Genomic DNA, 22,392 nt, shown 5'->3' on the forward strand with positions numbered 1-22,392 from the left:
CGAACCACTGACAACGAAGAAATTGATCGCCATATCGGCGAGGCGCTGCCGGTTGGAGCAGCCAAGTCTGGCAGGGCGCGCGGCACTTTTCCCGCTAGGATTTAGCGCAGCCACAGGCCCTCGCGCTTGATCGCGTTACGGATCACTTTTTCGCGGCGGGGCAGGTCGTTCTGGTCGAAGAGCGCGCGGATCTTCTTGCCCTTGCCTTGCAGCACGAGCTTCTTGATCGGCTCATAGGCTTTCAGAATTTTTTTCACCTTGTTCGGTGTGCAGACCTCTTCGACCATCGCGATCGCGGCATCGCTTTCGCGGGCATAGAGCAGAGGCAGCGTGCGGTAATGGCAGGATGTCAGGCTGTCGAGGCCTGCCAGTTCCGGTCCGGGGCGGCCACCTCCCAAGGAGGCGATCACAAGCGGCAGGGCAATCTGGTCCAGCCACGGGTCAAGCGACTGGCAGGCCAGCTCGTCAGGGGTATTGTCGCGGATCGACAGGGCATAGCGCAGAAAGCGCGTGCCGAATTCCTGCGCATCCGCCCCCAGAAACCAGCCCGCATTGAAATAGAGGAACCGCTCCCAGTATTCTTCCGGCTGTCCGAGGTCGAGTGTCGGCTCGAAGGGGATCTCGAAGCGGTCATAGAGGCACTTCCAGATGTCATGGTAGCCCGGCCCGTACAGCGGAGGCTCGGGCCATGTGCCTTCGCGGCGCATGGAGGCCGTGGGATAGTCGAAATCGATCGCCAGATCGCTGAGCGGCCCCGTAAAGACGGTATCGGTGTCGAAAAAAAGAAAGGGCTCTGGGGGGAGTGCCAGCAGGGCCTCGATCTTGTTGCCATAGGGGTAGCTCTCGCCGAAATGCCGGTTCTCGAAGCTGATGATCTCGGCGCCTTCGGCCTCCAGCAGGGCGCGGGTTTCGGCAGAGATGGCCGTTGGCTGCGACCAGCGCGCGCCTGTCGGCTCGGCCACGATGAGCCGCCCCTTGAAATCGGGATTGCAGGCCCGGAACGAGCGCACGAAAATCACGGCCTCATGTTCCAGCCGCCCCTGCTGCGCGACGCAGAATACGATGAAGTCTTTCTGGGTCTTTGGCATCGACATGCAAAGGCGCTCCGGAATTATGGAATATTTATAATACGAGTCAGACTAGCACGGATAATGCCAGAATGTCTTTCGAATATTTCGCGGATTTTCAGGAGCTTACAGCGTCTCACCAAACCCTTGGAGGGTAGTGGTGGGTGACCCTGGAATCGAACCAGGCATGGGTCTCCCCGGCGGAGTTACAGTCCGCTGCCGCACCTTGCAGCACGTCACCCGACGCTGTGAGGGGGCTTTTACGGACAGTGATCGGGAGCGTCAAGCGCCTTTTTTCATTTTTCTTGCAACTCTTTCTCGGGCTTGCCAATCGTCGCGCAAATGCGCAGGAAGAAGATCAAGTATATAAGGGGAATCCGATGAAAAAGCCGGCTTGGGTTATCGATAAAGAACGCTCCAAACGCGCAGCGGCAGCCGAAACCGTCTGGTTGTTCGGTCTGCATGCGGTGCGGGATGCGCTTGTAAACCCTGATCGCACCCGTCTGCGCCTTGTCCTGTCGAAGAATGCGGCTGACAAACTGGCCGAGGCGATCGCGCAATCCGGTATGGAGCCGGAAATCGTCGATGTGCGCCGCTTTGCGAAAGATGTGCCCATTGCCGAGGATTCGGTCCATCAGGGGGCGGCTTTGGAAGTGAAGCCGCTTGATTGGGGTAAGGTGACGGATTTGTGCGAGCCGGGGCAGGCATCGCCGGTGGTGGTCCTGCTGGACCGTGTCACCGACCCGCATAATGTGGGGGCGATCTTGCGCTCTGCCGAGGTATTCGGGGCGCGTGCCGTGGTGGCACCGCATCGCCATTCGGCCCCCGAGACAGGGGCTCTGGCGAAAACCGCCTCGGGGGCGCTGGAGCGCCAGCCCTATCTGCGGGTGAAGAATCTGGGCGATGCGATCGAAGAGCTGCAGAAGATTGGCTATGTTGTCTATGGTCTGGCGGGCGAGGCCGAGATGACTTTGGCCGAAGGTCTGGCAAAATCGCCCGATCTGCCGATTGCTCTGGTGATGGGCGCCGAAGGGCCGGGGCTGCGCGAGCGCACGCGCGAGCTGTGCGATCATCTGGTGAAAATCCCGTTTGCGGCAGATTTCGGGTCGCTCAACGTGTCGAACGCGGCCGCCGTGGCGCTTTATGCGGCCCAGAATCGCGGCACCACCAAGGCGTGACCCAAGCGCCACATTCGAGGAAAAATAAGCTTCCGTCGTTCACATGCGCGCGATTTCAAGATTGTGGCCTTTTAATTGTCCGGATGCTTTCTAACTTGAATGACAGGAGGCGCAGTATCGGAACCACTGCGCTTCGAACACTGTCCCTCGTTCCGCACTCGCGCCCGGCCTTATGGTCTGGGCGCTTTTTTCTGGGGCAGGGCGTTACCGGAGGATATGATGGTTTCTGATGCCAAGCTACGCGAGATATTCGCAACCACCAAGACCATCGCCCTGGTCGGCTATTCCGCGCATCCCGACAGGCCGTCGCATATGGTGGCCCGTTTTCTACAGGCCAAAGGCTATCGGGTGATCCCCGTCAATCCCGGCCTTGCGGGGCAGACGGCCTTGGGCGAAACCGTATATGCCGATCTTGCCGCGATCCCGCCGGAGATCGAGGTGGATATGGTGGATATCTTCCGCCGGTCGGAGGCCATGCCGGACATCACCCGCGACGCCTTGGCCCATCTGCCGCATCTGCAGGTGGTCTGGATGCAGATCGGTGTCGGCAACGAGGAGGCCGAAGCTCTGGCACGACAGGCGGGCAAAACCGTGGTGGCTGATCGCTGTCCGAAGATCGAAATGCCGCGACTTGGCCTGTAAAAACCAATAGATCTTGCAGTGGCTGCTTAATATTTTTGCACTGACCGAATAAAATCACTGCAAATGCGTGAAATTGCGCGATTTTCTCGTCAAAATTCAAAAGCACTGCTATGAAAATGTGCCGGAAGTGAAAAGACAAACGGGACAGGCGATGGAATTTGATGTGGGTGCGAGATTGCGCGCGGTTCGTAAGGCGCGCAAGATGTCACAGCGGGAAATGGCGACAAAGTCGGGCATTACCAATGGGATGATCTCGTTGATCGAGGGCAATAAGACCAGTCCGTCGATCTCGTCCCTCAAGAAAATTCTTGAGGCGCTGGATCTGACATTGTCGGAATTCTTCGAGAGTGATGCGGCGGTGGTGGACAAGTTCGTGTTCCGCCACAACGAGTTGGAAAAAATCACCCCCGAGCAGGTGGACGGGGCGGGGATCAACCCGCTGTCCAGTGCGGCCACGCTGCGGCGATTGGGCTATAGTCAGGGCAGCTCCCTGCTGATGCTTTACGAGACCTATGAGCCCGGCGCCGATACGGGCGAGCCCTATACGCATGAGGGCGAGGAAGCGGGGTTCGTGGTCGAGGGAGAGCTGCTTTTGGAAGTCGATGGCGAGGTCGAGGTGCTGCAGGTCGGGGACGGGTATAAATTTGCCAGCACCAAGCCGCATCGTTTCCGCAATATCGGCTCGGAACGTTGTGTGGTGATCAGCGCCTGTACGCCGCCAACCTTCTGATCTGTCTGCTGCATGAAAAAACGCCCGAGGAATTCCTCGGGCGTTTTCATTTGTCGGATCCGGCGACAGTTTTACTGGATGCCCATCAACAGGCGCGGCAGCCAAAGCGACAGATCGGGGCAGAAGGTGACGATCATGGTCATCGGCAGGTGCCCGAAGATCAGGAATTTCATCGTCGGTTTGATATATTTATCAAGCGTCAGTTTCGAGACACCCCCCGCCATATAGAGCATCGGCGCACAGGGCGGCGAGACGTTGCCCAGACCCAGATTGGTGCCGACGATGGCGGCAAAGTGGATCGGGTGCACGCCCAGATGGTTGATGACCGGCAGGAAGATGATTGCGGCCAGAACCGAGCCCGAGATGTCATCCACGATCATCCCGATGAACAGCAGCACGACGTTGATCAGCAGCAAGATGACGATCTTGTTGTCCGACAGCGACAGCATGGCCTCGGCCACTTCTTTCGGGATCTGCTGCAAGATCATCGCGCGGCTCATCATGAACAGGAAGAACAGCACCGAGATGATGGATCCGGTGGTGATGGCCGAGCGCACGAAGGAGGTGGCGAAGCTGCGCACCGTCAGCCCCTTATAGATGAAGAAGCCCACCGGAATGGCGTAGACCAGCGCGATGGCGGCAGCTTCGGTCGGCGTGGCGATCCCCGAATAGATCACGCCAAGGATCAGAACCGGCATCAGCAAGGCCCAGAACGCCTTGAGGCCCGAACGGCCGATATTCTGCACCGATTGCTGGAAGTCGAGCTTTTCTTCGACCTTGATCGTGTCGACATTCCGCAAGAAGACGAAGTTCAGCACGACATAGATCAGTGCCAGAAGCAGGCCGGGCACGAGGGTCGACAGGAAGGCTGCCCCGACCGACAGGCCGCCGGTGATCGCGAAAACGATCATCGGGATCGAGGGCGGGATCATCAGCGCCAGCACCGAAGAACATGCCACAAGGGCTGTCGCATGTCCTGCGGGGTAGCCTTCGCGCACCATGCGCGGGATCATGATCTGGCCGATCGCGGCAATGGCTGCCGAAGACGACCCCGAGATCGCGCCAAACAAGGCGCAGGTGATCACGGTCACGGCCCCGAGGCCGCCTTTGACGCGCCCGACAAGCGAGTTCACGAAGTTCAGAAGGCGTTCGGAGATTCCGCCTTCGGCCATCAGCGTCCCCGCCAGAACAAAGAGCGGCAGTGCCAGAAGGGCGAAGCTGGAGGTGGTCTGATAGGCGTAAGGCAGCAGGAAGGATACATCCGAGCCGCTTGCCAGCCCGAAGATCAGCGCGCCCGTCCCGAAGGCCAGCGCAATCGGCATTTCCGCCAGCAGCAGGATGACGACAAGCGCCATAGAGAGGAAGAAGATGGTCATTGCTCGGACCCTTTCGACTGGCTCGCCGCCAACAGGACAGGATTGCGGAAGACGCAGATCTGGTTAACGAATTGCAGGGCCAGATAGAGAACCATGCCGCCGAAACCGAAAATCAGTGACGACGACCACAGCCAGCGCGGCCAGCGCATGTAGGAGCTCATGCGGTTCTTGTCGATTTCGAACATGGCATAGCGGATGGCGTAATAGGCGAAAACCGCCGCAGCGATCAGCGAAAGCACCGTCATCACGATACGCACAAGCTGGATGGCGCGCGGGTTCTTGACCACCAGCGTCAGGATGCCGCCGTGGATATGCTCGCCGTTGCGGGTCACATAGGCCATGCCCAGAAAATAGGTCCACACTCCGAAAAGAAGGGCGATCTCTTCAATGCCGACGAAGGGCGAATGGAAGACATAGCGCAGAAGCACCTGCGCGAACATCAGCCCGGCCAGAGCGAGGCCGAACACGAATAAGGCGGTAAAGATAATCCCCGCCAGAACTTTCTCTGCCGACAGGACGGCTTTGTAGAAGCCTGTGGGCTGCCATTCGGGAATGGCTGTCAGTTGATCGGGGATCTCGGTCGGGTCGATTTCAGCGACATAGATATAGGAATCCGCGCCGACCGGTTCGCGCGGATGCTGCTTGGATGAACGGGTCATGAAAGCCTTCGGAGGATCAGGAAAAAGAAACCCGGCGTTGTCAGACAACGCCGGGACGACACAGGCAGAGATTACTCGATGCCCGCAGCTTTACGCAGTTTGCCCATGATCTCGGGGCCAACCACTTTTTCCATTTCCGGCCATTCGGTATCGTAAACGATCTTCTTGGCAGCGGCCATCTGTTCGTCGTTCAGGTGAACAATCTCGACACCGGCATCTGCCGATTTCTGGATATATTCGTCGCTTTTCGCTTTGGCTTCGACCCATGCATGGTCGATGACCTTATCGGCAGCCGCCTGAATTTCGTTACGCTCGTCTTCGGGCAGGCCATCCCACCAGTCTTCGTTCACCAGCCAGAAGGCGGTTTCGAAATAGTCGTTGGTCAGGATGTTGGCATCCAGAACGTCGCGCATATTGTAGGTCTCGACAGCGGTCGAGAAGGCGCGGGCATCAACGGTGCCCAGCTGCAATGCGGTGTAGACTTCGGCCAGCGGGATCGGCACGGCCGAGAACCCGAGATTGGAGAAGCGGTCCACCGCGATTGCGACACCGGGGACGCGGATCTTCACGCCTGCCGCATCGGCAGGGAAGTTGACCGGACGCGCCTTGACGCCCTTACGGATGACCACAGACCCGAAATCGGTCGGGATCAGGCCGATGGCATGCAGGCCCATATCGTGCAGGATGTCGTTATAGACCGAAAGCATATCCGAGCCGGGGCCATAGACGCGCTTCGCGTCGTCCCAGTTGTCCACAACATAGCCGAGCCAGCTGAGATCGAGGCGCTGATCGAACTCGGATGCGCCCCAGGTCAGGCTCATCGGCACGACGCCTTGCATGGTTTGCTCGAACAGCGAGGTCCAGTCGCCCAGATCACCGGCGGGATGATAGTCGACATTGATGTCATCGCCCAAGTCGGCAATGAATTCCTCGGAGAGCGAGTGGAACACGTGTTCGGTGTTCATGGCATGCGCCAGAATGAACGTGTCTTTTGCGTGGGCGGGCGCGAAGCTGGCAAGCGCACAGAAAGCGGCTGCGCTGGTTGCGCGAAGAAGAGTCTTGATCGACATGTTAATTTTTTCCCCTGTTGTAGGTCCAAAGGACCGATAACCGGTTTTGGCTAACATGCACGGTCTTGTTACACAAATATATTAAACAACGATCCACTGTATCGGGGAAATATTCGTGCAAACTTCTGCCGAGGCCACAAATTTTATTACAAATATGCATATATATTAATCATCACGCGGCGGTGACTGGTGCGAATTTAAGCAAATATAGGTTAAGTTTTTTCCCTAAGCAGGCTTGTTTTGCAAACTGCCGAACATCGCGAAGGGCAATGCTCGGCAGTGTTTTATATATTGTGGTTTTTTCCGAGCCTTAGCGCAAAAGTATGGGCCGAATCTTCAATTTCGCGACTGCGCCCGGCATATGGCGGTTCAGGCGGCGATTGATGAGCCCGAAAATCGTGATCACGGTCAGCGTCAGGCAGATAAAATAGAACGCGGCAATCGGGTAGGCGACAAAGGGGTTGAACGTCTTGTCGGCCAGATAGCTGGCATAATAAAGCGCATCGCCCTGTTGCCGGAAGGCGGGGAAGCCGGAAAAGAAGACCAGCGCCGTCGAGTGGAACAGGAAGATCGCTTCGTTCGTATAGGACGGCCAAGCCAGACGCAGCATGGTCGGCCATGTGATCTTGCGGAATTTCTTCCACCCCGAGAACCCATAGGCATCCGCAGCTTCCAGATCTCCCTTGGGAATGGAGCGCAGCGCACCATAAAAGATCTCGGCGGCATAGGCCGAGGTGTTGAGAAACAGCACCAAGGTCGCTCCGGCCCAAGCACGGGTGATCCACGAGGTCTCGATGGTGATCCCCAGCACGTCGATGCCGCTTTTGGGCAGCGAGGTCAGCAGTTCGTAGGCCAGAAAGAACTGGATGAACAGCGGCGAACCACGGAACAGGAAGACAAACCAGTCTGCCGGTTTGCGGATCCATGCCTGTTCGGCGGTCTTGCCAACGGCCAGCGCGGTGGCGAACAGAAAGCCCAGAGCCAGAGCCAGCACACCAAAATAGATATTCCACAGCATCCCCGAGCCGATCAGGGTGAATTCGTGGCAGAGTGTTAAATCGGTGCGCGGCAGCATTCTTTCGCCAAGCCCGATCGAGCGCAGACCGTAATCATGGATGATCTGGAAGCAGCTATCGCTCATATCGAAGCCTTTCGCATCTTTTCTCCGGCCAGAGTGGCCTGCCCGCGCGAGAGCCGCGTATTGATCCGGTCGAAGACCCATTCCGAGACTTTGGTCATCAGCAGATAGAACACCAGCAGGGCAAGGAAGTACCAGATCCGCCAGTCGGGATGCGGGAAATCATAGATGCCGGATTTGGTGGCCCCCAGCTCGCGGGCCCAGTAGACGATATCCTCGACCCCCAGCAGGAACAGCAGCGGCGTGGCCTTGATCAGGATCATCCACAAATTCGACAGCCCCGGCATGGCATAGACCCACATCTGCGGGATCAGGATGCGTCGGGTGATCTGGCGCTGTGTCAGCCCGTAGGCTTCGGCGGTTTCAAGCTGCGCGCGCGGCACGGCATTCATCGCTCCGAACAGCACATTGGCCGCAAAAGCACCGAAAACCACCGAAAACGCCACAACTGCCAGAATGAACCCGTAGATTTCATGGACGATCTGGGGGGCGGAATTGGGCGGAAGTTTTGCAGCGGGGCAGACGAGGAAGTTCATGTTCTGGCGCACCGGCTCTGTCCAGTCGGGGCAGAGCGTGATGTGGCGCAGATATTCCAGCCCCTGATCCAAAGCGATCGGGACGAACAGGAAAAAGATGATGTCGGGAATGCCGCGAACCATCGCGGTATAGGCTTTGCCGAAAACCCGCAAGGGCCACAGCCGCGAACGCGCCGCCAAGGCCCCGCCGAAGCCGAAAGCCAGAGCGATAGGGGCAGTGATCACCAAAAGCGCCAGAACCGTGCCGAAGGAGGCATAGAAAAGCAGGTGCTTGCCGGTGGTCAGATAGCATAAGAGCCAGCCGAGGCCGGAGAGGGCTGAAGGGTCTGTGCAGCTTTCGAACATCTGGGGAATAAGGGGCGGGACAAGCCCGCCCGCCTGTCCTTAATAGGTTTGTGCGTCGTCGCCAAAATACTTGACGATGAGTTCGTTCAGGGTGCCGTCTTTCTTCATCGACTCGATGGCGGTATTGAATTTGGCTTTCAGCGCGGTATCCGATTTGCGCAGGCCCATGCCGACGCCATCGCCCAGTTGCACATCCTTGCCGACCCAATGCAGATCGCCCTGCTCGGCGAAGGGTTTCAGCGCGTCATAATCGGCAAAGACCGCATCTGCCTCGCCATTGCGCACGGCCGCAACCGAATCGTCCAGCGTGGCGAATTCCATCAGGGTCTGGCCCGCCGAGGCCACATATTCCGATTGCAAGGTGTTGACCTGTGCCGCCACCATCGCACCTTTCAGATCGGTCGTCTCGTCAAGGGCCAGATATTTCGAGGCCGCAGGCGGGGTGTAGTTTTCGGTGAAGTCGATCGTCTTGGCACGTTCTTCGGTGATATTCATACCCGCCATGATCGTGTCGTAATTGCCCGACAGAAGGTTCGGGATGATCGAATCCCAATCATTGGTGACCCATTCGCAGGTCAGTTCGGCACGGGCGCAAAGCTCGTCGCCCAGCTCGCGTTCAAAGCCCGCGACCTGACCGTTATCGTCGATGTAGTTATAGGGAGGGTAGGCGCCCTCGGTCCCCATACGTACGACATCCTGCGCCAGCGCCGCGCTGGCACAAAGCGTCAGGGCACTCGCGGCCAAAAGAAGTTTTTTCATCGGATTCCCCTGTAGGTTTTTGTGGTCTTTATGGATGAAGAACGGTGTGTCAGGCCGGTGCGGTGGCTGACAGGAATTGCTGCAGGCGCTCGGATTTCGGCGCACCGAAGACCTCTTCGGGCGGACCTTCTTCCAGAAGTTTCCCCTGATGCAGAAACACGACATGGTCCGAGACATCCCGCGCCAATCGCATGTCATGGGTCACAAGGATCATCGTGCGGTGCTCTTTGGCAAGATCCTTGATGACCTTGACCACCTCCTGCTGCAATTCGGGATCAAGCGCCGAGGTCGGCTCGTCCAGAAGCAGGGCTTCGGGCTGCATACACAGCGCCCGCGCGATGGCCGCCCGCTGTTGCTGGCCTCCCGAAAGCTGGGCAGGCCATGCATCGCATTTGTCCCCGATCCCCACCTTCGCCAGATAGTTGCGCGCCAGCGGCTCGACCTCTTTCGGGTCACGTCCCAGCACGGTCACCGGCGCTTCCATGACATTTTGCAGAATGGTCATATGCGACCATAGATTGAATTGCTGGAACACCATGGACAGATTTGTGCGCAGCCGCGTGACCTGCTTGCGATCTGCCGGACGGCGGCTCATTCCCGCGCCGCGCCACTGAACCTTTTCGCCCTTGAACAGGATCTCGCCGCCCTGACTGTCTTCCAGCAGGTTGCAGCAGCGTAAAAGGGTGGATTTTCCGGAACCGGACGAGCCGATCAGCGAGACGACCTCGCCGCGCTTCGCCTCGATCGAAACGCCGCGAAGCACCTCAAGCTGCCCGTAGCTCTTATAAAGATTACGGATTTCAATAACAGCATCCGTCGGGGCTGAGCGGGGGTCAACTGTCACGGGGAACCTTCTCTAAGTCGGCTTCTTTGCACCAAATTGCAGCAAAGAGCATATAAGAGGCAATCCCGGATACGGTATTTAGTTGAATTTTACGACTAAGTTGATTTCGTGCCTATTTTTTAATCGATAGGTCGCTGCGGTGCAGAGCCGGTGTCATGGCGTTTCTCGACCCTCTGGCGGGCAAGGGCGGAATCCACATCGGTGATGCCCAGCAGCTTCGAGGTCAGCCGGATCAGTGCATCCTCATCGGCATCGCGCGCGCCATCGGCCAGCGCCACTTCCCACAATGCCTCCAGAATGGCCGAGCGGTCGCCATAGGGCACCTTGTCTTTCAAGGCACGGGTAAAGCGCACGGTATCGGGGGCCTGTGCTTCCAGGTCTTCGGCCGCGTGGCGCAATTCGAGGGCGGCCTTTGCATCAAGGCCGCGCCCGATCAGAACGCGATGGATACGCTCGCGTTCGGCCTCGCTATAGGTTTCATCGGCCCGCGCAAGACGCACCAGAAGTGCGGCCAGCGCAAGCTCGCAATCTTCGGTATTCAGCGGATCAGGGTCAGGCGCGGACAGGGCCGCAAGAAGCGATTTGAACATGTAACAATCTTAATCCGGTTCCCTACGCGGGCAAATCACAGCGCCGTTTGGCGGGCGTTACTTCGGGCGTGCGGCTTTTTCGGCAATCCCCGAGATGCCCTCACGGCGTTCCAGCTCGGCCATCACCTGATCAAGCGTGACATCCCGTGCGGCCAGCATCACCATCAGATGGTAAAGCACATCCGCCGCCTCCGAGGTCAGACGCCCGCAATCCCCCTTCACCGCTTCGATGATCGCCTCAACGGCCTCTTCCCCGAATTTCTCGGCGCATTTCTCGGGGCCTTTCGCAAACAGCTTGGCCGTCCACGACGTTTCAGGGTCCGCCCCTTTGCGCGAGGCAACCGTCTCGTAAAGTTTCTCTAGTGTATTCATGACAGCCTCATCGGAATTCCGGCGCGCGCCATATGCTCTTTGGCCTCGCCAATCGTATAATCGCCAAAATGGAAGATCGACGCGGCCAGAACCGCGCTCGCCCCCCCCTTGGTCACACCTTCCACCAGATGGTCCAAGTTCCCCACACCGCCCGAGGCAATCACCGGCACATCCACCGCATCGGAAATCGCCTTCGTTAGGGGCAGGTTGAAACCGGCCCGTGTCCCGTCGCGATCCATTGAGGTCAGCAGGATCTCCCCCGCGCCCTTCGCCGCCACAGTGCGCGCAAATTCCACCGCATCAATCCCGGTCGATTTACGCCCGCCATGAGTGAAAATCTCCCAACGCCCGGGCTCGACGGTTTTGGCATCAATCGCACAGACGATGCATTGGCTGCCGAAACGATCGGCCGAAGCCGCAATCACATCGGGGTCATTCACCGCCGCCGAATTGAACGACACCTTATCCGCCCCCGCCAGAAGCAGTTTGCGCACATCCTCATGGCTGCGCACGCCGCCCCCCACGGTCAAAGGCATAAAGCACTGCTCGGCGGTGCGGCGCACCAGATCATACATGGTGCCACGATTCTCATGGGTCGCATGGATGTCCAGAAAACACAGCTCATCCGCGCCCGCCGCATCATAAGCCTTGGCTGCCTCCACAGGGTCGCCCGCATCCACCAGATTGACGAAATTGACACCCTTCACGACACGGCCATCCGCCACGTCCAAACAGGGAATAATCCGCGTCTTCAGCATATCTCGCGCTCCTTTCGCGCTCCCCGGGCTTCCAGCTGCCCGAAATATCCCGGGGGTGAATTGGGCCGCAAGGCCCAAGAGGGGGCAGAGCCCCTTAGCCCTTCAGCGCGGTCAGCGCCGCGCCCAGATCCAGAGCGCCATCATAGATCGCCCGCCCCGAGATCGCCCCGGCAATCACGCCGGTATCGCGCAACGCCACCAGATCGGGCAAAGACGATACCCCACCCGAAGCAATCACCGGAATCGACACCGCCCGCGCCAAAGCCTCGGTCGCCTCGATATTCGGGCCGCCCATCGCACCATCACGCATGATATCGGTGTAGATGATTGCCGCCACACCGGCATCCTCGAAGGATTTTGCCAGATCGGTGACCATCACATCGGTCTCTTCCGCCCAGCCCTTGGTGGCCACGCGGCCATTGCGCGCATCAATCCCCACGGCCACCTTGCCCGGAAACGCCTTCGCCGCCTCGCGTACAAGGTCTGGGTTTTCCACTGCGACAGTGCCAAGGATCACACGGCTCAGCCCCTTATCCAGCCAGCGCTCGATCGTGGCCATATCGCGGATACCACCGCCCAGCTGCGCAGGCACCTTGATACGCGCCAGAATCGCCTCGACGGCGGCGGCATTCACCGGCTCGCCCGCGAAGGCCCCGTTGAGGTCCACCAGATGCACCCATTCGCAGCCAGCGGCCTCGAATTTCGCAGCCTGAGCGGCAGGGTCATCACCAAAGACGGTGGCCTTGTCCATGTCACCATGCAGAAGGCGCACGCATTGGCCGTCTTTAAGGTCGATGGCGGGATAAAGGATCATGATCGTCTCCGGTACTTACGGCTTCCAGCCGAGGAAATTGGCGATAATGCGCAGGCCAGTGGCCTGAGATTTCTCGGGGTGGAACTGGGTGCCGATGATATTGTCGCGCCCCACAATGGCGGTCACATCGCCTGCGTAATCCACATGGGCCAGCCGGTGCGCCGGATCCGCCACGCGGAAATGGTAGCTATGGACGAAATAGGCGTGATCGCCCGTCTTGACGCCCTCGAAGACCGGATGCGCATGGTCGATCACCAGATCGTTCCAGCCCATATGCGGCACCTTCAGCGCGCTATCCGCAGGGGTAATCTTCACCACCTCACCCGGAATCCAGCCAAAGCCCTTGGTTTCGGTGAATTCCAGCCCGCGGGTCGCCAGCATCTGCATGCCGATGCAGATCCCCATGAAGGGCTTGCCAGCGCTGACCCCCTCAGAGATTGCCTCATAAAGCCCCGTAAAATGCTCCAGCGCCGCTCGGCAGGACGGAAAGGCCCCATCGCCCGGCAACACGATACGGTCGGCCTTGGCCACCACATCTGGGTCCGAGGTCACCACGATCGTGCCGGCATTGGTCTCGTGGGCCATCCGCTCGAAGGCTTTCTGCGCCGAATGCAGGTTGCCGCTATCGTAATCGACAAGTGCCGTCAGGGTCATCACAGCGCCCCTTTGGTCGAGGGCAGCGAAGTCGCCATGCGCGGGTCGGTCTCGACCGCCATACGCAGGGCGCGGGCTACCGCTTTGAAGGCGGCCTCGGCAATATGGTGGCTGTTGATCCCATGCACCAGATCGACATGCAGGGTGATCCCGCCATGCGTCGAGAAGCCTTGGAAGAACTCGCGCACCAGCTCGGTGTCGAACATGCCGATCTTGTCGGTCGGGAAGGGCAGGTTCCATACCAGATAGGGCCGCGCCGAAAGATCCAGCGCCGCTCGCACCTGTGTATCATCCATCGCCAGCGCGAAATGGCCGTAGCGGTTGATGCCCTTCTTGTTGCCCAAAGCCTGTGTCAGCGCCTGACCCAGCGCAATGCCCACATCCTCGACCGTGTGGTGATCGTCGATATGGTAATCGCCCTCTGCGCGGATCGTCATATCGATCAGCGAGTGCCGCGAGAGCTGGTCCAGCATATGGTCAAAGAAGCCAACGCCGGTCTGGTTGTCATAGACACCGGTGCCGTCCAGATCGAGGGTGACCTCGATCGCGGTCTCATGGGTCTTGCGGGTGATGGTCGCCTTGCGCATGGGCCTATCCCTTGTTGTCTTGAGGGCCTTATAGGGCGGGGGATCAGGCCTTGCCAAGGGGAGCGCCGCCGATCACGGCGTAAAAGGCGCGATTGCGGCGGTAAATGCGGCATTGTCGCCCGTGGCGCGGGCCAGAACGATGCCGCCCTGTATCGCCGCCAGCATCTGTATGGCACGCGTCTGCGCTGTTTCGGGAGAGAGGCCGCTGCGTTCCAGACATTGGGCAAGGGCCGCCTGCCAGTCGCGGAAATAGCCCCGCACTTGGGCGGCGAACTGGTCGCGGGTCTGGTCCAGCGCGAAAGCCCCCACAAGGCAGATCCTCTGGCCGTCATGGAAATAGCGCGTCACCGCATGGAACATATGCGCAATCGCAGTCTCCGGCGGGTCATGCCGCAGCGGGGTAAAGATATGTGCCTCGAACCACTGGTCGATATCGGCCAGAACCGCACGGGCCATATCCGCTTTGCCGCCAGGGAAGAAATGGTACAGCGAGCTGCGCCCCGCGCCGGTCTTGTCTACAATGATGCCGATGCTGGCCCCCTCGTAGCCATAGGTCCGGAACAGTTCGGCAAGCTGGCGGATGAGGTCTGGCTTGTCGGGCATCGCTCAGCTCTTCCGTTGCGGGAGGGGGGTGGGGTAGGCGACGCCCTGCAGTTTGTGGAAGACGATCGCAATCCCCACAAGGCTGACCGCCCCCAGCAACACTGGCGTGAGCAGGAACATGAAGCCCGGATCGGTGGCAAAGACGATCAGCGGGTCGGCCCCTGCGGGCGGGTGGGTGACCCGCAAGGCGACCATAAGCGCGATGGCCAGCCCGACTGCAAGCGCCAGCGCCCACCAGCTTTCGGGCAGCGCCAGCCGCAGGCACAGGCCGGTCAGGCTGGCGACGAGATGGCCGCCGATCACGTTCATCGGCTGCGAGAGCGGGGCCGATGGCGCGGCGAAAAGTAGCACGCAGCTTGCCCCGAACGGGGCCATCAGCAGCAAAAGGCTGGTTTCATTGCTGCCCAGAGCCAGTGCGGCAATGGCCGCAAAGCCGCCGAGGCCGGAGAGGGCTATGGCTTTGAATGTGGGCTGTGGCAGATAGCGGTGAAAAACGGGCATGGGGCGTCCTGTAATGATCATTCCATTATGTGAAACGATCATTACATCGCGGTGTCGGCAGTGTCAAAGTGCAATTCCGGATCTGGGGTGAAGATGGCGATATGGGGAAAAACAAAAAGCCTCCCGCGAGGGAGGCCTTTTGATTGGAGCGGGCGAGGCGATTCGAACGCCCGACCCTAACCTTGGCAAGGTTATGCTCTACCCCTGAGCTACGCCCGCACCGAGCTATGTGTTGTCGTGGAGCGGGCGAGGCGATTCGAACGCCCGACCCTAACCTTGGCAAGGTTATGCTCTACCCCTGAGCTACGCCCGCACTTCACGACAAAACCTCTTTCGAGGCTGGGTTTTACCGAATTGGAGCGGGCGAGGCGATTCGAACGCCCGACCCTAACCTTGGCAAGGTTATGCTCTACCCCTGAGCTACGCCCGCACCGTTTCGGTGAGGGGCGATTTAAGGGATGGCGCGCGGACCTGCAAGGGGAAAAATCCGGAATTGCAAAAAATCTTTCCCATTCACTCCGTAGCCGAGCACTGTAAGCTGCGCAGAGCACGCAAACGACACGTAGGATTGGTTGGCTGGTTTCGCCTTATGTCTGAAGAAAGGGAGCAGCCGATAATGGCCAATTTGATTTTGTTGCATAAACCGAATTCTGTGTATGATGATCGGATTGAGGAAATCTACGACTTTCCAAAAACTTATCTAAAAACAATGAAGCAAGGTGTCGGGCAGGGTTTTATTTACTATGAGCCGTTATCTGCAGGCCAAAGAGGTTATTTCGCGCTGGGGGAGATATGGGATATTGTTTCACATCCCGAAAAAGCGGATCGGTTTATTGCGCATATTAAAGCGAACAGTTTGCGTATGTTTTCCCGACCAGTGCCACGTTTGCTGGGAGGGAAGCCGCTGGAATCTGCGCTTGCGGGACCTGATGGTCGTCCGAAAATGGGCGGGGCCGTTCAGCGGGCGGTCAGAGCCATTCCTGCCGATGAGTTTCGGAAAATAGTGGATTTGGGAAAGCCGGTGTGAAACCGGCGACGGAACTCAAGCGCAACTTGCGGGTTAGCACCGTGAACCGCGCTTGACGCGCTTTGCATGGAGGAAATGCGATGAATACCGATATGATCGAAGGCAAATGGAAAGAACTCACCGGCTCGGTCAAGGCGCAATGGGGCAAGCTGACCGATGACGAAATCGCCGAAGCCAATGGCAATCGCGAAAAGCTGGAAGGCCTGATCCAGCAGAAATATGGCAAGACGAAAGACGAGGCCAAGCACGAGGTCAACCGCTTCTTCGATAAGCTCTGAGCCTTCCGCTTCTGAAAAAGGCGCCCACCGGATCTGGTGGGCGCCTTTTTTGTTATTCCAGCTCGATCAGAAGATCTTTCGCATCGATCTGCGCGCCGGGGGTGACGTGGATCGCCTTCACCACCGCGTCGCGATCCGCCGAGAGGCCCGTCTCCATTTTCATCGCTTCGATGGTCAGAAGCAGGTCGCCTTGGCTGACCGTCTGTCCGACAGAGACCGCGATCGAGGCCACGACCCCCGGCATCGGCGCACCGATATGGTTGGGGTTGCCCGCATCCGCTTTGGGGGCCGCTTTCGTTGCGGCCTTGACGCTGCGATTGGGCACGCGCACGGCGCGCGGCTGGCCGTTGAGTTCGAAGAAGACCTTCACATCGCCCTTCTCGTCGGTCTCGCTGGCCGTCTGGTAGCGGATTTCCATCGTCTTGCCGGGGTCGATTTCCACCGCAATCTCGTCGGCAGGTTCCATCCCGTAGAAAAACACCGGCGTGGGCAGCGCACGCACCGGACCATAGGTCTCGTGGCGGCGGGCATAATCGGTGAAGACCTTCGGATACATGAGATAGGCGGCGAGATCCTCGTTATCGATCTCGGCCCCGTCCAGTTCTGCCGAAAGTTTCGCACGGGTCTCTTCCAGATCAACGGCAGGCAGGTGCAGGCCGGGACGTTCGGTCGAGGGGCGCTCGTCTTTCAGCACCTTCTTCGAGATCGCTTCCGGCCAGCCTCCGGGCGGTTGGCCCAGATTGCCGCGCAGCATATCCACCACCGAATCGGGGAAGGACATCTCGCGTTTGGGGTCGAGCACATCGGTCTTGGTCAGCCTCTGTGCCACCATCATCAGCGCCATATCGCCCACAACCTTGGATGAAGGGGTCACTTTGACGATATCGCCGAAGATCTGGTTGGCATCGGCATAGGCCTGCGCCACCTCGTGCCAGCGCTCTTCCAGCCCGAGCGAGCGGGCCTGAGCCTTGAGGTTGGTGAACTGCCCGCCGGGCATCTCATGCAGATAGACCTCCGATGCAGGGGCCTGCATGCCCGATTCAAAGGCCGCATACTGGCCGCGCACGGCCTCCCAATAGTTCGACATGCGGCGGATGGTTCCGATATCCAGTCCCGTGTCGCGCGGGGTATGGCGCAGAGCCTCGACGATCGAGCCAAGGCAGGGTTGCGAGGTGCCGCCCGAAAACGCATCCATCGCCGCATCGACCGCATCCACACCGGCTTCGGCGGCTGCCAGAATGGTCGCCCCCGCCACGCCCGAGGTGTCATGCGTGTGGAAATGGATCGGCAGGCCGACCTCTTCCTTCAAGGCGCGCACCAGCATTCCGGCCTGAGTGGGCTTCAGAAGCCCCGCCATATCCTTCAGGCCCAGAACATGGGCGCCTGCGGCCTCAAGCTCTTTCGCCATGCCGACATAGTATTTCAGGTCGTATTTCGACCGCGCCGGATCCAGAAGATCGCCGGTATAGCAGATCGTGCCTTCGCAGACCTTATTCGCCTCGATCACCGCATCCATCGCGACGCGCATATTCTCGACCCAGTTGAGGCTGTCGAAGACGCGGAACACATCTACGCCCGAGGTCGCGGCCTGTTTCACGAAGAACTGCACCACATTATCGGGGTAGTTGGTATAGCCCACACCATTCGAGGCGCGCAGCAGCATCTGCGTCATCACATTGGGCATCGCCGCGCGAATGTCACGTAGCCGCTGCCACGGGCATTCCTGCAAGAAGCGGTAAGCCACATCGAAGGTCGCACCGCCCCAGCACTCGACCGAGAAGAGATCGCCCAGATTGGCCGCATAGACCGGTGCGGCCTTGATCATATCGATCGACCGCATCCGCGTCGCCAGCAGCGACTGGTGGCCGTCGCGCATGGTGGTGTCGGTCAGCAGCAGCTTCGTCTGCGCCTTCATCCAGTCAGCTACGGCCTGCGGGCCTTTTTCTTCCAGCAGGTTGCGCGTGCCGGGTTTCACCGTGCCGCCGAGATCGGGCAGGACAGGCGGTTTGGCATCGGCCGCAGGCTTGGCACGACCTGTCGTTTCCGGATGCCCGTTCACGGTGATATCGGCGATGTAGTTCAGGATCTTCGTGCCGCGGTCCGCGCGGGTCTTGAAGTCGAATAGATCCGGCGTGGTATCGATAAATTTCGTCGTATAGCTCATATCCAGGAAGGTCGGATGCTTGAGCAGGTTGATGACGAAATCGATATTGGTCGACACCCCGCGCACGCGGAATTCGCGCAGCGCTCGATCCATGCGCGAGATCGCCTGTTCCGGTGTCGGCGCACGGGCCGTGACCTTGACCAGAAGGCTGTCATAATATCGGGTGATCACGCCGCCCGCATAGGCGGTGCCGCCATCCAGACGGATGCCATTACCCGTGGCCGAGCGATAGGCCTGAATGCGGCCATAATCGGGGATGAAGTTGTTCTGCGGATCTTCGGTGGTCACGCGGCATTGCATCGCATGACCCAGAAGATGCACATCCGCCTGACTGGCGACACCGGTCGCTTCGGCCAGAGTGGCGCCTTCCGCGATGCGGATCTGGCTTTGCACGATGTCGATGCCGGTCACCTCTTCGGTGACGGTATGTTCCACCTGCACGCGCGGATTGACCTCGATGAAGTAGAACTTCTCGGTGTCCATATCCATCAGGAATTCAACGGTGCCTGCGTTCTGATAGCCCACAGCCTGACCGATTTTCAGCGCCAGTGCACAGACCTCTTCGCGCTGCTCTGGCGAAAGATAGGGGGCAGGGGCGCGCTCGACGACCTTCTGGTTGCGGCGCTGCACGGTGCAGTCGCGTTCGTAAAGATGATAGAGATGGCCATGCGTATCGCCCAGAAGCTGCACCTCGACGTGGCGGGCGCGCAGGATCATCTTCTCCAGATAGCCCTCGCCATTGCCAAAGGCGGCCTCGGCCTCGCGGCGGCCTTCGCGGACCTTCTCCACCAGCTCCTCGGGGCCGTTGATCGGACGCATGCCGCGCCCGCCACCACCCCAAGAGGCCTTCAGCATCAGCGGATAGCCGATCTCGGCGGCCTCTGCCTTGATCGCGTCGAAATCATCGCCCAGCACTTCGGTCGCGGGGATCACCGGCACATCGGCCTTGATCGCCACACGCCGCGCCGAGGCCTTGTCGCCCAAAGCCCGCATCGTTTCGGCCTTGGGGCCGATGAAGGTGATGCCGTTCTTGGCACAGGCTTCCACGAAATCGGGGTTCTCCGACAGCAGACCGTAACCGGGATGGATCGCATCCGCACCCGAGAGCTTGGCCACGCGGATGATCTCGTCAATCGCCAGATAGGCGCCGACGGGGCTGAGCCCCTTGCCGATCTGATAGGCTTCGTCGGCCTTGAACCGGTGCAGGCCCAGCTTGTCTTCTTCGGCATAGACCGCAACGGTCTTCTTACCCAGTTCATTGGCGGCGCGCATCACGCGGATGGCAATCTCGCCTCGGTTGGCAACAAGGATCTTTTCGAACATCGAGCCATTCTCCTCCTACTCGTCCAGGCCGAAGCCTAGCGATGCCGCAGTGCAGCGCAAGTCTTCATGCTTTGAAAATATGCAAAACCGGAAAGTTTTTTTTACCAAAACTTCGCATTTTGCCCGAACGGCCCCGCGACGTCGATTTTTGCAGCGTTCGCGACCTGCCGCGGCACACCGATCCGGCAGGCTATTGACAGATGCCCCGCTTCGGGCAAAGCAGGGCCCATGACGGATTTCCGCCCGGTGGGCTATATCATTGGTCTTCTGATAACCGCGCTGGGCATTTTCATGCTGATTCCGGCGGCACTGGACCTGTATCGCGGGGACCCCAACTGGTATGCCTTTGCCGAAAGCGCGTTTATCTGCGTGGCAAGCGGCGGACTTCTGGCAATGGCGGCGCATGACAGTCTGGGCGCGGTGCTGACCCTGCGCCAGAGTTTCGTGCTGACCAGCGGCGTCTGGCTGGCCCTGCCTGCGATGGGGGCGCTGCCCTTTATCATCGGGGCGCCGCATCTGTCGTTCACCGATGCCTATTTCGAGGCGATGTCGGGCATGACAACCACCGGCACCACCGTGATCCCCAAGCTTGATGCCTTGCCGCATTCGGCCAATCTCTGGCGGGCCATCCTGCAATGGCTGGGGGGGCTGGGGATCATCATCGTTGCCATGATCTTCCTGCCGGTGATGAAAGTGGGCGGGATGCAGTTTTTCCGGTCCGAAGGGTTCGATACGCTTGGAAAGGTGCTGCCCCGTGCCCGCGAAATCTCGCGCGCCCTGATCCGTATCTATCTCGGGCTGTCGATTCTGTGCTGTGCGGCTTTCATGATGTCGGGGATGAACCTCTATGACGCGATCCTGCATGCGCTGACCACCATCTCCACCGGCGGTTTTTCCAGCGAGGACAAAAGCTTCGGCGCCTATCTGGGGGCCCCGGAATATGTGGCCTCGGTCTTCATGCTGCTGGCGGCCATGCCCTTTATCCGCTTCGTCCAGCTTGTGCAGGGGGATGCCCTGCCGCTCTGGCGCGATCCGCAGGTGCGCGCTTTCCTGCGCTGGCATCTTTATGCGATCGTTGCCATCGTCTTCTATCGCATGATGCGGAGCGAGGATCCGTTCTGGCCGACCCTGCGCGAGACCATCTTCAACGTGGTCTCCACCTTTACCGGCACCGGATATTCCTCGGTGGATGTCACGGCTTGGGGGCATATGGCCTTCGTGATCCTGATCGTAGTGGGGCTGATCGGGGGCTGCACGGCCTCGACGGGCTGTTCGGTCAAGGTGTTCCGCTACCTGATCCTGATCGAGTCGATCAAGGCGCAGGTCCGCCGCCTCTACAGCCCGCACCGCGTGACGCTGATCCGCTATGACGGGCATCCGGTGGCCGAAGATGTGGTGAACTCGGTCATGGCGTTTTTCTCGTTTTTCATTCTCAGCTTCGGCCTGCTGATCGTGGCCTTGGCGCTGACGGGGCTGGAAACCCGCACCGCGATCACGGCGGCATGGACTGCCATTGCCAATGTCGGCCCCTGCTGGGGGCCGGAGGTCTCGGCCAATGGGTCGATCGTGAACTTCCCCGAAACCGCGAAATGGCTGATGTCCTTCGGGATGTTCCTTGGGCGGCTCGAGCTACTTTCGGTGCTTGTGCTGTTTCTGCCGCGGTTCTGGCGCGGGTGAAGGCGGAATTTTTTCAAACGTCTGTCTGATCATACACCAGCTGGCAAACAGGGCGGTGATACCGAACAGGGCCATAAACGCGTCTGCCTCGTAGCGTGGGCGCGTATATCGTTTTAAGGCGATCTCGCGCGTGTTCAGGAAGGGATGGATTTCGGGGATTGTTCCTTCGACTTTATAGCCCTGTTGCAGGAGCATTCTTCTGGCGGCATTCGGGACCACGGGCCTCTGCGACAGGACGCCCTGTACCGTGACTGACCAATAGGCGCGCAGGGTGGTCATCTGTTGGGGGTGGGGAAGGCTGTTCCATCGCTCAAGTTCCCGCTCGTTCTTGAAGACGATAATCGCAGCGACCTGCCGGTCTGCAGCGTTGACGATTGTACCGAACACAGGTGTGATGATGCGCTTGCGTGTCACCCTGCTGCTGCGTTCTTCAACGCGGTAGGCGGCGCTTGACATGATGACTAAGGCATTAATTTCGTGAAAAATAGAGGTGTCTTCGGAAAGCTGTGCCGTGATGCTATCAAGGCGTGGCTCTGGCCGCGACAGTGCCTCGCGGGCGGTTTTTGCATAGCTGTGATGATCGTGGATTGTAGTTGGCAGGACGGCGAAGAATATGCCCACCCCGAACACAAACATTATGACGCTGCCGATTGCCCATAGCAGCCGGACGCCTGCATTCTTCAAATAGCTCATGAAAATC

At 59.4% G+C, this 22,392-nt stretch carries 24 protein-coding genes and 4 tRNA genes; 6 read left to right on the forward strand and 22 right to left on the reverse strand.

Translation table 11 applies throughout. The features are described from left to right. Window positions 1-101: 101 nt before the first annotated feature. Complete coding sequence (locus tag WDB88_RS06425; RefSeq protein ID WP_339109366.1) at window positions 102-1,094, reverse strand: hypothetical protein; 993 nt, start codon at window positions 1,092-1,094, stop codon at window positions 102-104. A gap of 131 nt (window positions 1,095-1,225) precedes the next feature. Further along, window positions 1,226-1,309: transfer RNA gene (locus WDB88_RS06430), tRNA-Tyr, on the reverse strand. Between the two features lie 138 nt (window positions 1,310-1,447). On the opposite strand from WDB88_RS06430, the gene rlmB reads away from it, so the two are divergent. The 3 genes from rlmB to WDB88_RS06445 all read left to right on the forward strand — a co-directional run bounded on the left by rlmB (window position 1,448) and on the right by WDB88_RS06445 (window position 3,617). Further along, window positions 1,448-2,245 carry a 23S rRNA (guanosine(2251)-2'-O)-methyltransferase RlmB gene (rlmB, locus tag WDB88_RS06435; RefSeq protein ID WP_339109367.1) on the forward strand — a complete coding sequence of 266 codons (798 nt, stop codon included), beginning with the start codon at window positions 1,448-1,450 and terminating at the stop codon, window positions 2,243-2,245. 216 nt (window positions 2,246-2,461) lie between these two features. Next, the gene (locus WDB88_RS06440) at window positions 2,462-2,887 is read left to right on the forward strand and encodes a CoA-binding protein (protein ID WP_339109368.1); all 426 of its coding nucleotides are present in this window, start codon (window positions 2,462-2,464) and stop codon (window positions 2,885-2,887) included. A 151-nt stretch (window positions 2,888-3,038) separates the two neighbouring features. Beyond that, window positions 3,039-3,617 carry a cupin domain-containing protein gene (locus WDB88_RS06445; RefSeq protein WP_339109369.1) on the forward strand — a complete coding sequence of 193 codons (579 nt, stop codon included), beginning with the start codon at window positions 3,039-3,041 and terminating at the stop codon, window positions 3,615-3,617. A 71-nt stretch (window positions 3,618-3,688) separates the two neighbouring features. Here WDB88_RS06445 and WDB88_RS06450 read toward each other — a convergent pair whose 3' ends face one another. The 18 genes from WDB88_RS06450 to WDB88_RS06535 form a co-directional block, all read right to left on the reverse strand. Then, a complete protein-coding gene (locus tag WDB88_RS06450; protein WP_339109370.1) occupies window positions 3,689-4,993 on the reverse strand; it encodes a TRAP transporter large permease in 1,305 nt (434 codons plus the stop codon). Continuing rightward, window positions 4,990-5,652, reverse strand: a complete 663-nt coding sequence (locus WDB88_RS06455; RefSeq protein ID WP_339109371.1) for a TRAP transporter small permease — start codon at window positions 5,650-5,652, stop codon at window positions 4,990-4,992. Before WDB88_RS06455 ends, WDB88_RS06450 begins: the two co-directional genes overlap by 4 nt. A gap of 71 nt (window positions 5,653-5,723) precedes the next feature. Beyond that, window positions 5,724-6,722, reverse strand: a complete 999-nt coding sequence (gene dctP, locus WDB88_RS06460) for a TRAP transporter substrate-binding protein DctP (RefSeq protein WP_339109372.1) — start codon at window positions 6,720-6,722, stop codon at window positions 5,724-5,726. A 310-nt stretch (window positions 6,723-7,032) separates the two neighbouring features. Then, window positions 7,033-7,863, reverse strand: coding sequence for an ABC transporter permease subunit (locus WDB88_RS06465; RefSeq protein WP_339109373.1), 831 nt, complete (start codon window positions 7,861-7,863; stop codon window positions 7,033-7,035). Continuing rightward, window positions 7,860-8,741, reverse strand: coding sequence for an ABC transporter permease subunit (locus WDB88_RS06470; protein ID WP_339109374.1), 882 nt, complete (start codon window positions 8,739-8,741; stop codon window positions 7,860-7,862). Before WDB88_RS06470 ends, WDB88_RS06465 begins: the two co-directional genes overlap by 4 nt. A gap of 39 nt (window positions 8,742-8,780) precedes the next feature. Then, complete coding sequence (locus WDB88_RS06475) at window positions 8,781-9,500, reverse strand: transporter substrate-binding domain-containing protein (RefSeq protein ID WP_339109375.1); 720 nt, start codon at window positions 9,498-9,500, stop codon at window positions 8,781-8,783. A gap of 49 nt (window positions 9,501-9,549) precedes the next feature. After that, a complete protein-coding gene (locus WDB88_RS06480) occupies window positions 9,550-10,344 on the reverse strand; it encodes an amino acid ABC transporter ATP-binding protein (protein ID WP_339109376.1) in 795 nt (264 codons plus the stop codon). Between the two features lie 119 nt (window positions 10,345-10,463). Continuing rightward, a complete protein-coding gene (locus WDB88_RS06485; protein ID WP_339109377.1) occupies window positions 10,464-10,934 on the reverse strand; it encodes a TerB family tellurite resistance protein in 471 nt (156 codons plus the stop codon). 57 nt (window positions 10,935-10,991) lie between these two features. After that, window positions 10,992-11,306 (reverse strand): phosphoribosyl-ATP diphosphatase, encoded by a 315-nt coding sequence (locus tag WDB88_RS06490; protein ID WP_339109378.1) that lies wholly within the window; start codon window positions 11,304-11,306, stop codon window positions 10,992-10,994. Further along, complete coding sequence (gene hisF / locus WDB88_RS06495) at window positions 11,303-12,064, reverse strand: imidazole glycerol phosphate synthase subunit HisF (RefSeq protein WP_339109379.1); 762 nt, start codon at window positions 12,062-12,064, stop codon at window positions 11,303-11,305. The genes WDB88_RS06490 and hisF overlap by 4 nt, the downstream gene beginning before the upstream one ends. Before the next feature lie 94 nt (window positions 12,065-12,158). Next, entirely contained in the window at window positions 12,159-12,878 is a 720-nt protein-coding gene (gene hisA / locus WDB88_RS06500; protein ID WP_339109380.1) for a 1-(5-phosphoribosyl)-5-[(5-phosphoribosylamino)methylideneamino]imidazole-4-carboxamide isomerase, read from the reverse strand. A gap of 15 nt (window positions 12,879-12,893) precedes the next feature. Further along, a complete protein-coding gene (gene hisH, locus WDB88_RS06505; protein ID WP_339109381.1) occupies window positions 12,894-13,532 on the reverse strand; it encodes an imidazole glycerol phosphate synthase subunit HisH in 639 nt (212 codons plus the stop codon). Further along, window positions 13,532-14,119, reverse strand: coding sequence for an imidazoleglycerol-phosphate dehydratase HisB (gene hisB, locus WDB88_RS06510; RefSeq protein ID WP_339109382.1), 588 nt, complete (start codon window positions 14,117-14,119; stop codon window positions 13,532-13,534). Before hisB ends, hisH begins: the two co-directional genes overlap by 1 nt. 72 nt (window positions 14,120-14,191) lie before the next feature. Next, the gene (locus WDB88_RS06515) at window positions 14,192-14,722 is read right to left on the reverse strand and encodes a TetR/AcrR family transcriptional regulator (protein WP_339109383.1); all 531 of its coding nucleotides are present in this window, start codon (window positions 14,720-14,722) and stop codon (window positions 14,192-14,194) included. A gap of 3 nt (window positions 14,723-14,725) precedes the next feature. Continuing rightward, a complete protein-coding gene (locus WDB88_RS06520; RefSeq protein ID WP_339109384.1) occupies window positions 14,726-15,223 on the reverse strand; it encodes an HPP family protein in 498 nt (165 codons plus the stop codon). 144 nt (window positions 15,224-15,367) lie between these two features. After that, window positions 15,368-15,442, reverse strand: a tRNA-Gly gene (locus WDB88_RS06525). A gap of 19 nt (window positions 15,443-15,461) precedes the next feature. Then, window positions 15,462-15,536, reverse strand: a tRNA-Gly gene (locus WDB88_RS06530). A 42-nt stretch (window positions 15,537-15,578) separates the two neighbouring features. Next, window positions 15,579-15,653: transfer RNA gene (locus WDB88_RS06535), tRNA-Gly, on the reverse strand. 186 nt (window positions 15,654-15,839) lie between these two features. Between WDB88_RS06535 and WDB88_RS06540 the strand changes: the two genes are divergently transcribed. Both WDB88_RS06540 and WDB88_RS06545 read left to right on the forward strand, forming a co-directional pair. Next, complete coding sequence (locus WDB88_RS06540; RefSeq protein ID WP_339109385.1) at window positions 15,840-16,250, forward strand: hypothetical protein; 411 nt, start codon at window positions 15,840-15,842, stop codon at window positions 16,248-16,250. An 80-nt stretch (window positions 16,251-16,330) separates the two neighbouring features. Then, on the forward strand, window positions 16,331-16,528 hold the full coding sequence (locus WDB88_RS06545; RefSeq protein WP_339109386.1) for a CsbD family protein: 198 nt from the start codon (window positions 16,331-16,333) through the stop codon (window positions 16,526-16,528). Between the two features lie 52 nt (window positions 16,529-16,580). On the opposite strand, the gene WDB88_RS06550 is transcribed toward WDB88_RS06545, so the two are convergent. Beyond that, window positions 16,581-20,015 carry a pyruvate carboxylase gene (locus tag WDB88_RS06550; RefSeq protein WP_339109387.1) on the reverse strand — a complete coding sequence of 1,145 codons (3,435 nt, stop codon included), beginning with the start codon at window positions 20,013-20,015 and terminating at the stop codon, window positions 16,581-16,583. A gap of 228 nt (window positions 20,016-20,243) precedes the next feature. Here WDB88_RS06550 and WDB88_RS06555 point away from each other — a divergent pair, with 228 nt between their 5' ends. Next, window positions 20,244-21,692 (forward strand): TrkH family potassium uptake protein, encoded by a 1,449-nt coding sequence (locus tag WDB88_RS06555; RefSeq protein WP_339109388.1) that lies wholly within the window; start codon window positions 20,244-20,246, stop codon window positions 21,690-21,692. Here the strand turns inward: WDB88_RS06555 and WDB88_RS06560 are convergent. Beyond that, a complete protein-coding gene (locus tag WDB88_RS06560) occupies window positions 21,645-22,385 on the reverse strand; it encodes a hypothetical protein (RefSeq protein ID WP_339109389.1) in 741 nt (246 codons plus the stop codon). The two genes, WDB88_RS06555 and WDB88_RS06560, sit on opposite strands and share 48 nt — an antisense overlap. Window positions 22,386-22,392: the final 7 nt, after the last annotated feature.

It is taken from the genome of Thioclava sp. GXIMD4216, assembly GCF_037949285.1.
GTDB lineage: Bacteria > Pseudomonadota > Alphaproteobacteria > Rhodobacterales > Rhodobacteraceae > Thioclava > Thioclava litoralis.